The following is an 11,609-nucleotide window of genomic DNA, read 5'->3' as shown; positions in this document are numbered from 1 at the left end:
TGCACTGGTCAGAAGGGAGCCCGGCTTCGGCTGCCGCAATGGCGATACGTTGGCTGATTGTCAAAAACGACCTCGCGTTGAAAGGGACTGTGATGGTCCCTGAACACTAACGAGGAATCGCTTGCCGGAGGTTCCTGGGGCGTCCTAAAACCTTGTAGGAAACGTCTCTAAATGAGCCATTGGATAATCATAAAACTGTCCACTGACGGGCTCTCGGGTCGCAGGCATGTGGGAGCGGGCGCGCCCGCGAACACCGGCAGCGCCGGTGCCATCCACCGCGTTGAATTCTTCGCGGGTGAACCCGCTCCCACAGGTTTTGCGTAAGGCTCGGGTTTATCGAGGCGCCCAACCGCCGGCTACAGCTTTTGTGCATGCTTTGGAACTGATGCGGGCGAGGGCAGGGGCAGCATGAAGGTCAGCAACGCGCCTATCACCAACAGCACTGCGGCATAGAGAATCCCGGCCGTGAAACTTTGGGTCAGGTCTTTCAACCAGCCAACCACCAGCGGGTTCAGCGCCGAACCTGTGTTGCCGAATGCGTTGATCACCGCAATGCCAATCGCACGCGCCTTGAACGTCAGCGCCTGGTCCGGGGTAGTCCAGAATATCGACATGGCGGTGTACGACCCCGTGGCCGCCATGCAGATGCCGCACAGTTGCACCATCGGGTTACCGGCATAAGCGGCAAACATCCAGCCGGCAGCGGCCATTAGCATGGGCAACACCAGGTGCCATTTGCGTTCCTGGCTGCGGTCGGAATGCAGCCCCCATACCACCATGCCGATGATGGTGCACACCTGCGGAATCATCGCCAGAAAGCCAATGGTGCTGTTGCTGCTGTCGGCGGCACTGATGCTCTTGATGATCAGCGGCGTCCACACGGCGATCATGGCCAGCGTGTTGACCAGGCAGAAATACACCAGGCTGAACATCAGCACCGTGGGTGAGAGCATTTCGCGCAGCAGGCTGCCGGGGCCGTCCCCTGTTGTGCGGTTGGAAGGTGGGGTGTCTGCGGCCAGGGCATGCTGCAGATGTTGCTTGTCTTCGCGGCTCAGCCAGCGGGCCTGCTGCGGCGTGTCGTTCAGGTAGCCGAACACCACGAAGCCCATGATCACCGAAGGCATGCCTTCGAGCAGGAACAACCACTGCCAGCCGTGCAAACCCCATACACCATCCAGGCCAAGTATCAGCCCAGAGAGCGCCGACCCGAAGCCTGCGGTAAACGGCATCGCGATCATGAACAGGGCGTTGGCCCGTGCCCGGTAAGCCGCCGGAAACCAGAACGTCAGGTACAGCAGCACACCTGGCAGAAAGCCTGCCTCCGTGATACCGACCAGAATCCGCAGCAGGTACAGGCTGCTGGCCTCGGTCGCGAACAGCGTCGCGGTCGAGGCCAGCCCCCAGGCGATCATCAGGCTGCCGATCCATTTGCGTGCACCAACCTTGGCCAAGGCCATGTTGCTGGGGATACCACAGGCGATATAGGCGATGTAGAACAGCGTGGTGGCCATGCCGAACTGGGTACTGCTCAGGCCCAGGTCACCCATCATGGTCAGGCCGGCAAAGCCGATGTTGATCCGGTCGAGAAACGACAGCACAAAGCACAGGAACAGAAAGCCGAGCAGGCGCCTGGACACTTTGCGCATCACGGTTTGCTGGGGACTGCTGGCGGTTTTTATCGTTGTAATGGGGGCAGTGTTCTGATGCATGTGGGCGCCTGATTATTATTGGTTTCAGCGGCACCGGCTCCGGTGCATTGGCAAGTGCAGGTACTACAGGTCTTGAAGCGCGCACTGGGCAAGTTCGGTGAAGGCCTGGGCATCGCCGAGCGCATGGGCGCTGAGCAGCGCCAGCTTGGTCAGGAACAGTTCGGCCTTGGCCGGTGTGGCTTGGTCCAAAGCGTCTGCCAGTATGTCGTAAACCACTTCCAGGTCTGTTGCGGTCAGGGTGTTCATGGCGCTTCCTCTCAGTGCTTGCCCAAGGCAGTGTCGATGGCGGATTGCAGTTGTGCGGCCGATACCTGCAGCCAGCGGGCGCAGATGTGCTGGTCTGGGCGCACCAAGTAAGCGCCATTTCGGGGGATGCCATACTTGGCGGCGATGCGGCCGGTGGTGTCGTCGATCAGTTGGTCTGCACCGGTGATGATGGCCTGGGCGTTTTGCGCAATCGCGATGATCTGCAAGGGCGCGCCGCTGCTGCAAATGGCATTCGCCTGCTCGATCACGTCATTTGGGATGCAGTCACTGTCGGTGAAATAGAGCAGGTAGAAGCAGGCGCCCAAGTGGTCGAACAGGTAGTCGTCTTCGGCCAGCCTGATGTTCAGCAGCGGGGCGCCGTTGCGCGGGCCGGCAATGAAATGTTCATTGTCGTCAGTTGCACAGTTGAGCACCGAGTCCGCGTAGTCGTGTGGCCGCGAGGTGCGCCAGTGGTACAACGGGCGGACGAATGCCTGGGTCAGCGACAGCGACAACACCGCATCGCGTACCAGGCGGTAACCCGCAGTGGGTGGCGCCATGAACCGGGTGCTCTTGCCGGCCTCGCCGATGATTTCCCGCGCCGCACTGACGCGTTCGGTGGAATAGGACGGCAGCAGCTTGGGGCCTGCCAAACCCTTGAGGGCGAGGGCCAGTTTCCAGACCAGGCCATGGCAGTCCTGGAACCCGGTATTGGCGCCACGCACGCCGAAAATCGGCAACAGGTGTGCCGCGTCCCCGGCAAATATCACGCGCTTGTGGATGTAATTCGGCAGGGTCAGCGCCCGGGTGGAATAGACCGAGCTCCAGTCCATTTCCCACTGTGGGTCTTCAACGCCAAGCATGTGTAGCTGGGCATTGATGCGTTCGCGCAGTGACTCCGGCTGCAGCGCCTGTTCCGGGGTTTCGTTTGCGGGCAGTTGGTAGTCGATTCGCCAGATATCACCTGGTTCGCGGTGCATCAATACCGTGTTGCCCGGGTTCCAGTCCGGGTCGAAATAGGCCAGGCGCTCGGTGGGCAGGCCCAGGTCGATCTTGATATCAGCAATCACGAAGCGCCCTTCGTAGGCGGTACCCTCCAGTTTCAGCGCCAGCAGGGTGCGCAGTGTCGAGCGGGCACCGTCCGCCGCTACTACCCAGTCAGCGTCCAGCTCATAGCTACCGGCTGGGGTATCGATGCTCAGCCGGGCGAAGTCGTCATGCTGCGCCAGGCCGGTTACGCGGTTGCCCCAGCGCAGGTCTACCAACGGATCAGCCTCGGCGGCCTCGACCAGCAACTGCTCCAGGCAGGGTTGTTGCAGGTTGGTCATGGGCGCGTAGCGGTCGTCAGGGTCGTGTGGGTTTTCCATTCGAAACACCAGCTGGTTGCGGTAAAACGAATTGCCACAGCTCCACGGCAAGCCAAGCTCGCAGACCCGCTCGGCGACACCTACCTGCTGCAGGATTTCCATCGAGCGACGGGTGAACACGATCGCCCGGCTGCCCTCGCTCACTTGCCGTTCCGCCGCCAGTACCACGCAGGCTATGCCATGACGGGCAAGGTCCAGGGCAGTGGTCAGGCCGATCGGGCCGGCGCCTACCACCACTACAGGTTTGCGTTCAACGCGGGCGGCCCCGACGCTGGCCGTATGGGCGGGGAAGACTTGATAGTTGAAATAGAGGGAACGACGCGGCTCGCTATGGGGCTGATGCATGTGGTGCACATCCTTATTTTTGTAGCTTTTCAGGTGTGCAAGTGACTGTACTCGAGGCGACAGCCAGCGATGTCCCCTTGAGGGGACAACTGCTATTTCCACGGCCTGCAGAGCGAAGCACGCGCTGCGCACTGTCTATAATGTGGGCAACTCTTCGCGCGACGGATGCTCACATGGCCAGATCAACAGTCCTTACAGCTGTTCTCACCTCATTGGCCTTGGCCTTTGGCCCGGCGCTCGCTGACCCGGGTAACGGCAAAGGCCAGGGCCAAGGTCAGGGGCACGGCAAGGGCCAGGCTCAACACTCCCAAGGCCAGGGTAATGCGGGCGGCCACAAGCAGAGCGCTGGCGGCAAGGACTGGCACGGCGGCCCGTCCATCGACCGTGGTGATGTGCTGGGCATTCTCGGTGGGCACCGCAGTTACTGGAGCCCAGGCCCCGCATTGCCTCCAGGTATTCAGAAGAACCTGGCGCGCGGCAAGCCCTTGCCGCCCGGAATCGCCAAAAAACTGGATGGCCGCCTTTTGGGGCAGCTGCCGCACTATGACGGCTATGAGTGGATGCAGGCGGGCGCGGACCTGATTCTGGTCGCTGTGGCGACCGGGCTCATCTATGAGGTGTTGAACGGGGCGTTCGACTAGGGCCGCAGGCTTTTGAACTGAAACAGGACGAACTCGCCCTGCACGAAGCGGCCCTTCACTTGATGGTGCTGCACTTGGGTGATGGTGCAAAGAGCCTGGTCATGCCGCCCGCTTGCAACCTGGCAAGCAAAAGCCGCGAGCCCGGCCTTTTGCACCACCGGTCGAACACAAGGCACTCTCGCCAGCCGATTTCTCTCTGAACAACAAGCGCACCATCGCTGCGCTGCAATCAGGAGAACACCCATGGCAATCGACCACAATGGCCCGGACTCGCCGTACCCGGGGCCTACGGAAAATACCACCGACGCAGGGGGCCACGGCTCGGGCCTAGATCAAGCCGAGTCCGAGCCCAAGCAAGGCGTCGGTGAAGCCTGGTCCGAAAAGCGCCCGGTAGACTGGGACCCACCTCCCGGCAATCCCGGCTCGGACCAGGACGGGCAGCTCGACCGGGACAACGGTACCGCAAGAACCAACGATGAGCAGGCGGGTGCAGGTGATGGAGAGGTTCCATTACCCGCAGATGATGAAGGCCCGATTGAAGAGGAAATGAAAGACGTGCAGGCCAATAACTCGGTATCCGCCGAGCATCCTCAACCGCGTTGATGGAATTTGCCTTACAGGGCCTGATGCCAACAACTACAAGGCGTCCAGGCCCTGCCATCATGGCTTGATCAGTTGCTTCTCCATGATGATCGTGCGTTCATCCCCGTGGTATTCATCACGCACTTTGCTGTACCCCAAGCGCTTGTAGAAACCCTGCGCCGTAATCGAAGAGGGCACTCGCAACCGTTGTGAGCCACGCATCAGCGCCTGGTTTTCGACTGCCAACATCAACTTCTCGCCGAGACCTGACCGCTGATATTCGGGGGCGACGAATACGCTTCTGACTACATCGTCTGCAAGGCTGGCAGTAGCCACGACCTCATCATGATCGGCTGCAACGAAGATCAGGCGTTTCTCCAGCAGGCCAGCAATGCCCGCTTCGCTGAACGATTGCTCGACCCTGGCAATGGTCGCGGTATCGTAGTCCGCTGCATTCGTTTGCCGCAGGGCAGCGATGATCACTCGGCTAATATCCGCAGCATCTTCTGGTCGCGCCCTGCGAATCTGATACTTCATGGGGTTACCTCAATTCATTGATCTGGCACGGCCACCGTGGGGGCGGGTTTACCCGCGAAGCATCCTGCGCGGAGTATGGCACCGGCTGCGCCGGTGTTCGCGGGCAAGCCCGCTCCCACAGGTATGGCGCCAGGCTCAGACGTTGCACCGCCCCTGTGGGAGCTGGCTTGCCTGCGATGGGCTGCGCAGCAGCCCCTCTGGCGCATCAACGCCGTCGTAATACGGTAGCCAGCCCAACGGTCAGCACTACGGCGCAAAGCATGGCCAGCCCGATGGTCAGGCCAACGCCCCACACTTCGAGCAGCGCCGCCAGCACAAGATAAAACGCGATCACCCCCACCGCTCCGATCGCATTGCCCCGCACCATCGCTACCATCCCGGCCCGCCCGCCTTGTACATGGGCGAACACCACCAGCGGCCAGGCAATCACCGGTATCGGGGCGAGCATCCCGCTGGTCGCCGGGCCCAACCAACTGGCCAGGCTGGTGATGATCATCAGCAGGCAAGTAGCAGACACCATGCGCAGGGGGATCTCCCAAAATCGCTGACGGGTGCGGCTCAAAGTGTCGGGCTTGGGCTCACGGCCGCTGGCGCGTATCAGCACGCCGATCAGCACCAGTGCCACGGCAATCGACAGGTACAGGTTGCCCCAGTGGGTAAACGCATAGGCGGCCACGCCATAGCACAGCAACGCCAGCAGCACGGCTACGGCGGTGCCGAGCCTGCGCGTGGCCAACAGGTAGAAGGTGTAGGTGGCCTGCACCGCCGCCAAGCCGCCCAGTGCGCCGGGTATCGCGCCCAAGGCGAAGGCATTGCCCTGTTCCAGGCACAGGAAGGTCATTACCAGTGCCGAGGTGATCGGCAGGCCGGACAGCAACCCACCCAGCAAACCGCCCCAGCGCCGCGAGGCGAGGGAGATGGCCCACATCAGCAGGGGGGTGACGATAAGTTTCAGGTAGAACAAGGTCATTGCGGGTGTATCCAGGCTAGATGACGGTGCGCCCGCCGTCGGCATTGGGTAGGGCGCGGATGATTCACCCGCGGCTGGCCTCCAGGGCCTGGGCCAGGTCGGCGATGATGTCGTCACTGTGCTCGATGCCGATCGACAGGCGCACCATGTCCCGCGGTACACCGGCCTTTTCCAGCTCCTCGTCGTTGAGCTGGCGGTGGGTGGTGGAGGCGGGGTGGCAAGCCAGTGACTTGGCATCGCCGATGTTCACCAGGCGCACCACCAGTTGCAACGCATCGATGAAACGCGCACCGGCAGCCTGGCCGCCCTTGATGCCGAACGACAGGATCGACGCCGGCTTGCCGCCGGTGTAGCGCTGGGCCAGTTCATGCTCGGGGTGGTCGGGCAGCCCGGCGTACTTCACCCAGGCCACCTGCTCGTGCGCTTGCAGGTAATGGGCGACCTTCAGCGCGTTCTCGGTGTGGCGCTCCATGCGCAGGGCCAGGGTTTCCAGGCCTTGCAGGATCAGGAAGGCGTTGAACGGCGACAGCGCAGCGCCAGTGTTGCGCAACGGCACCACGCGGCAGCGGCCAATGAAGGCGGCGGGGCCGAAGGCTTCGGTGTAGGTGACGCCGTGGTAGGACGGGTCGGGGGTGTTGAGCAGGGCGAAACGTTCCTTGTTGTCGGCCCAGGGGAACGTGCCGGAGTCGATGACGATGCCGCCGATGCTGGTACCGTGGCCGCCGATGTACTTGGTCAGCGAGTGCACGACGATGTCCGCGCCATGTTCGAACGGTCGGCACAGCACCGGGGTAGCCACGGTGTTGTCGACGATCAGCGGCACACCGTGGCGGTGGGCGGCTTCGGCCAGTGCGGCGATATCGACGATATTGCCGGCGGGGTTGCCGATGGATTCGCAGAACACCGCCTTGGTGCGTGCGTCGATCAAGGCTTCGAGCGCAGTGATGTCGTCATGGGCGGCGAAACGGGTTTGAATGCCCATGCGCGGCAGGGTGTGGGCGAGCAGGTTGTAGGTGCCGCCGTACAGCTTGGCCACCGAGACAATGTTGTCACCAGCCTCGGCGACGGTCTGGATGGCGTAGGTGATGGCCGCCATGCCCGAGGCCACCGCCAGCGCGCCAACCCCGCCTTCGAGGGCTGCCATGCGCTTTTCGAGTACATCGTTGGTCGGGTTCATGATGCGCGAGTAGATGTTGCCGGCCACTTTCAGGTCGAACAGGTCGGCGCCGTGCTGGGTGTCGTCGAAGGCGAAGGAGGTGGTCTGGTAGATCGGTACGGCCACTGCCTTGGTGGTCGGGTCAGGGCTGAAGCCTGCGTGGATGGCGAGAGTTTCCAGCTTCATGCAGTCGGTCCTTGAGCGTGGGGTGGAAGCGTTCGAGCATGCGGCGGCGGGGGAAGTGGGTCAAGGACGTCGTGGTGGCGCCATACCGCAGCCCTCTGGCGCGGCTTGCCGAAGCCGGCATAAATTGGCAATCTTCGCCGCAATATCAAAAAGATATCATGCAGTGTTCCAGGCCCTGTGCATGGACGCTTATACAAAAGGGATTTCCCATGCCGCACGCTGTAAAAACGATCACCCAGGCGCTGGATGAAGCACGTGTCTTGATGGCCGACTGGGTGGTACCAGAAGGTGCCAGCGACGCAGACACCTTGGGCGAGCTGGTCGGGGTGCTGGATAACCGAACCCTGAACGACGCAATGCGCACCTTGTCGGCGCCATTTCATCAGGGCATCAACCGCAAGCTGCTGACCCCGCGTTACAAAGTCGCCTTCGACCTCCTGCACAAGTACGGGGTGATGGTGGACCCAAGCTCACTCAGCGATGAAGTGATCGAGCGCCTCTACCCGCGGGTCAACTACCCGCGCTTCAGCTATGGGCAGACCTTGCGCGAGTGGAGCGACGCGGTACTGGGCGAAGGCGAGCAGGTGCAGTTCTTTCTGCCGCAGGCCCCGCGTCGTAATACGCACTTGGCCACCGTGCAGTTCCTCAGTGATGACATTCGCGAGCTGACCGACGCGTTGGTCAAGGCTGCCTGCCCGGCTGATGAGGCAGAAGTGGCGGGTGTTGAGGAAGACAGCGCCTATGAGCCCGAAGTGCGGCTGGCCGCACCCACGGAGCTCGCCGCCGAAGCGCAGGACATTACCTCGGGTGCGCGGCGAGGCATCAATACCCTTATTGCCCTGGGCGAAGAAGCCGAGGAACGCTGGTCGCCGGCCATGCGTGAATGCATCGCTGCGGTCAGGAAGAATCACGAGCGGGACGAAGAAGCGGACACGCTGGACGTGATGGTCGAGTTGGTCGACCGCCTCGACAAGCTGGCCCGCGAAGCCCGCAAGCTTCTGCAAGAGCGCGACACCGGCACATGCTGACCGCGCGCCGCCCCAAGCGCTGGCAAGACTTCTTCACTACGCCCTGGTGACTGCGCCAACTGTAAAGTTATGCAAAGTTTCCCTGTGCCATCACCCCACAGTTCTAGAATCCGCCCGCTGCCGAGCCGGCTACTGGCAGGCAGCAGATCTAACCCTGTGGAGCGTTCCAATGAAGTCGAAACAGCTTTTCCGTGCAGCCCTGGTTGCAATCCTGGTATCTAGCCTGTCGGGTTGCTGGATGTTCATGCCGCCGGGCGGTGGCGGCGGTCACGGTGGTGGCCACGGTGGCGGTGGCTTCGGCGGCCATCAGGGCGGCGGCCCTCGCTGAACTGACCTCGCGATGGAACGCACTGCCTCGGCCGGGATGCAACTGGGCACCCGGCGCGAGAGCATTCATCAGCACTTGCAGGGCCGACCGCTCGTGCGCCTCTCCAGCTAGCTGCTTGCCATCCTGCCCCTAGAAGCCGCTCCCCCCGGCTTCCCAAGTTCTACCTCCCGCGTAACCCTTCGCGATGTGGTGGTCGCCGATTCGAACAGCCGTTGGACGCTGTCGTTCCGATGATGACAAAATGATGTCGTTCAGGCTTCCTTCAGTATTCCTGGCTCAATTCCCTACAGTGGCTCTCCAGGCGTTCAGGCACATTCATGTACTACGGAAACTATACCGATGGCCTCATCGCTGGCCGACAGCAAGGTCATCAGGTGGGCTATGACGAAGGTCACAGCGACGGGCGCAAAAAAGGTGAGCAGATCGGCTATGACCAGGCGTGGTATGAAGCGGGTGGGATGATTGATGAATTGCGCCTGCAAGTGAATTATCAAACGGCTGTAATGCAGCAGATGCACGCACATGCCTATGAACTGGAAAAACAGGTTCTGCAGCAAGAAGCTTATATCGATGAGCTGAAAGCGCTGCTGGAAGCGCAGGACGCGCAGGTCGATACATTGACTTCAGAAAATGCTGAGCTGCAGGGTTATAGCGATCGGTTAAGGGCGTACGGCGAAGAATGCGCCGCTTTTATTGAGGGGCAAGAAAAGAGGCTGGAAGCGCTTGTCGTAGAGAACACGGATGGTCAGCAGCAGCGCCAGCGAATGCACCAGCAAGTCTCAGAGTTGGTTGATTGCTTGAAGAGTGGGCAGGTCTATGCTCGCGAATTGGAAACCGATCGTGAATGGGTTGATGAAGCCAATAAAACCCTCGTGCGTGTGTTCAACCACACAATGCTGGTTATGACTGCCGTCTTTGCTGCATTCGAAGAACAGGAGGAGCCCCACGCGCTATCAAGGGCTGTGAATGTCCAGGCTTCATTCGAGCGGCATTATTTTGACCGGTTGGAGTACGCGTTGAAGGCAGGCCTCATTGGTACTTCGCCGGACAGGGATGCCGATCTGCAGGTTTGGGCGCCTCAGTTTAGTGATCAGCTATTTACTGTCATGCGCCGCGTCCATCACATAAGTTCCATCGCTCAAGCACGCTATCCTTTATGTGGACCATTTCCCGATCTGATCACGTCCCTCATCATGGATGGCAGCACCATCAGGCCGGTTTTGGTTGATGTTCCGGATGACCTTGATGAAGGCGAGCCTTCCCGAGATTGATGAAAGGGCTTGGCGCTCCTCAGCGCGGGGTTGGCCCGATAGCTCACCACGCTATCCGCTCGCCATCCCACCCCCAAAAACTGCCACTCTCCGACGGCCCAAGCCGCCCCACCTGTTCGATCACACACCGTGCCGCAAAACCCGGTTCAAACAGCTTCCCCTCCGGCACATTCCCTTGAAACGGCCGCGACAGCTCGGTATCGGTAGTGCCCGGATGCAGCGCCAGCACCGTGGCGTTCGGGTTCAGGCGTTTCAGTTCGATGCTTGCCGTGTGCAGCAGCTGGTTCAGCGCTGCCTTGCTGGCGCGATAGCTGTACCAGCCGCCCAGTCGATTGTCGCTGATCGAGCCAACCCTCGCCGACAGGGCTGCAAAGGTGGCGGGCTGTTTGCGCAGCAGTGGCATCAGGTGCTTGAGCAACAGGATCGGTGCGAAGGCATTGGTGACGAAGCTGGCCTGCAGGCTGGTGAGGTCCAGTTGGGCCAGTGATTTCTCGGCTTTGGTGCCCTCCTGGTGGAGGATGCCGAGTGTGCTGATAACCAGGTGAAGGTGCGGGCAGGCAAGGCCCACCTCGCTTGCAAGCGCAGCCAGCGCCTGCTCGTCGCGAGCATCGTAATCCAGCAGTACCACGCGTTCGCCATGTGCCTGGGCCAGCGCAAGCAGGCCGTCAGCAGTGCGGGCGTGTCGCGACACAGCCCAGACCCGGCTTACATCATCGCGGGCCAGCAACGCCGCACAGAGTGCCAGGCCGATACCTCGGCTTGCACCACATATCAGCACGTGGGCATTGTCAGATAATCCGGGGATCAGGCTCATTGGGTGCGCCTCATGTTTCGAATGAATCTAGCCCACCGGCATGGTCTTTTGTTTTAAATATGCGTTCTAGCCTGGGTTTTCGGCGCCGCTTTGCGGCCCATCGCGACACAAGACTGCTCCTGCAGGCGATCGCGATTCCTGTAGATCCTCCGTTGGCGGTCAAGCTTTTCTAAGGTACTCAGAGCTGAAAAGCTTGGCCGTATCAAATGGTTCACCGGTGCGGATATCCCCCATGGCAATTTTGCCGGCAATGGCCCAATCGGTCAGGCTTGCCATGCCCTTGTAGGAGCAGCCTTGTGCTGCGAAGAGGCCGGCAAGGCAAAAGATCATCTTCGCCCGCTATGGCCACTTTGCAGCACAAGGCTGCTCCTACAGGTACTTTGCATGGCTTGAAACCAGTGCCTCCTTGGCCCGGTTCAGCGGCTGGAT

General features: G+C 61.2%; 13 protein-coding genes. 5 read left to right on the top strand and 8 right to left on the bottom strand.

What is annotated here, in order from left to right:
• Positions 1–356: 356 nt before the first annotated feature.
• The 3 genes from SB765_RS27845 to SB765_RS27835 form a co-directional block, all read right to left on the bottom strand.
• Complete coding sequence (locus tag SB765_RS27845; RefSeq protein WP_410932262.1) at positions 357–1,646, bottom strand: MFS transporter; 1,290 nt, start codon at positions 1,644–1,646, stop codon at positions 357–359.
• Between the two features lie 126 nt (positions 1,647–1,772).
• Complete coding sequence (locus SB765_RS27840) at positions 1,773–1,955, bottom strand: DUF2783 domain-containing protein (protein ID WP_341796054.1); 183 nt, start codon at positions 1,953–1,955, stop codon at positions 1,773–1,775.
• 11 nt (positions 1,956–1,966) lie between these two features.
• The gene (locus SB765_RS27835) at positions 1,967–3,667 is read right to left on the bottom strand and encodes an FAD-dependent monooxygenase (RefSeq protein ID WP_410932261.1); all 1,701 of its coding nucleotides are present in this window, start codon (positions 3,665–3,667) and stop codon (positions 1,967–1,969) included.
• A gap of 173 nt (positions 3,668–3,840) precedes the next feature.
• Here SB765_RS27835 and SB765_RS27830 point away from each other — a divergent pair, with 173 nt between their 5' ends.
• Together SB765_RS27830 and SB765_RS27825 are read left to right on the top strand one after the other, a co-directional pair.
• Positions 3,841–4,308, top strand: a complete 468-nt coding sequence (locus SB765_RS27830) for an anti-virulence regulator CigR family protein (RefSeq protein WP_410932260.1) — start codon at positions 3,841–3,843, stop codon at positions 4,306–4,308.
• 243 nt (positions 4,309–4,551) lie between these two features.
• Positions 4,552–4,911, top strand: coding sequence for a hypothetical protein (locus tag SB765_RS27825; RefSeq protein WP_341796051.1), 360 nt, complete (start codon positions 4,552–4,554; stop codon positions 4,909–4,911).
• A 57-nt stretch (positions 4,912–4,968) separates the two neighbouring features.
• Here SB765_RS27825 and SB765_RS27820 read toward each other — a convergent pair whose 3' ends face one another.
• The 3 genes from SB765_RS27820 to SB765_RS27810 form a co-directional block, all read right to left on the bottom strand.
• Positions 4,969–5,427, bottom strand: coding sequence for a GNAT family N-acetyltransferase (locus SB765_RS27820; RefSeq protein WP_341796050.1), 459 nt, complete (start codon positions 5,425–5,427; stop codon positions 4,969–4,971).
• A 205-nt stretch (positions 5,428–5,632) separates the two neighbouring features.
• Positions 5,633–6,397, bottom strand: coding sequence for a hypothetical protein (locus SB765_RS27815; RefSeq protein ID WP_410932259.1), 765 nt, complete (start codon positions 6,395–6,397; stop codon positions 5,633–5,635).
• A gap of 64 nt (positions 6,398–6,461) precedes the next feature.
• Positions 6,462–7,739 carry a bifunctional O-acetylhomoserine aminocarboxypropyltransferase/cysteine synthase gene (locus SB765_RS27810; protein WP_016499044.1) on the bottom strand — a complete coding sequence of 426 codons (1,278 nt, stop codon included), beginning with the start codon at positions 7,737–7,739 and terminating at the stop codon, positions 6,462–6,464.
• 209 nt (positions 7,740–7,948) lie between these two features.
• Between SB765_RS27810 and SB765_RS27805 the strand changes: the two genes are divergently transcribed.
• From SB765_RS27805 to SB765_RS27795, 3 genes are all read left to right on the top strand, one after another.
• The gene (locus SB765_RS27805) at positions 7,949–8,767 is read left to right on the top strand and encodes a hypothetical protein (RefSeq protein ID WP_232251926.1); all 819 of its coding nucleotides are present in this window, start codon (positions 7,949–7,951) and stop codon (positions 8,765–8,767) included.
• Positions 8,768–8,936: 169 nt separating this feature from the next.
• Positions 8,937–9,095 (top strand): hypothetical protein, encoded by a 159-nt coding sequence (locus SB765_RS27800; protein ID WP_410932258.1) that lies wholly within the window; start codon positions 8,937–8,939, stop codon positions 9,093–9,095.
• Positions 9,096–9,412: 317 nt separating this feature from the next.
• Positions 9,413–10,366 carry a hypothetical protein gene (locus SB765_RS27795; RefSeq protein ID WP_410932257.1) on the top strand — a complete coding sequence of 318 codons (954 nt, stop codon included), beginning with the start codon at positions 9,413–9,415 and terminating at the stop codon, positions 10,364–10,366.
• Positions 10,367–10,409: 43 nt separating this feature from the next.
• Here SB765_RS27795 and SB765_RS27790 read toward each other — a convergent pair whose 3' ends face one another.
• Together SB765_RS27790 and SB765_RS27785 are read right to left on the bottom strand one after the other, a co-directional pair.
• Entirely contained in the window at positions 10,410–11,180 is a 771-nt protein-coding gene (locus SB765_RS27790) for an SDR family NAD(P)-dependent oxidoreductase (RefSeq protein WP_341796044.1), read from the bottom strand.
• Positions 11,181–11,339: 159 nt separating this feature from the next.
• Positions 11,340–11,510, bottom strand: coding sequence for a hypothetical protein (locus SB765_RS27785; RefSeq protein ID WP_341796043.1), 171 nt, complete (start codon positions 11,508–11,510; stop codon positions 11,340–11,342).
• Positions 11,511–11,609: the final 99 nt, after the last annotated feature.

Source organism: Pseudomonas sp. SIMBA_067 (genome assembly GCF_046534675.1).
In the GTDB taxonomy this organism is placed as follows: Bacteria; Pseudomonadota; Gammaproteobacteria; order Pseudomonadales; family Pseudomonadaceae; genus Aquipseudomonas; species Aquipseudomonas putida.
The sequence above is the reverse complement of the archived record's forward strand: the minus strand, read 5'-3'. Positions and strand labels throughout refer to the sequence as shown.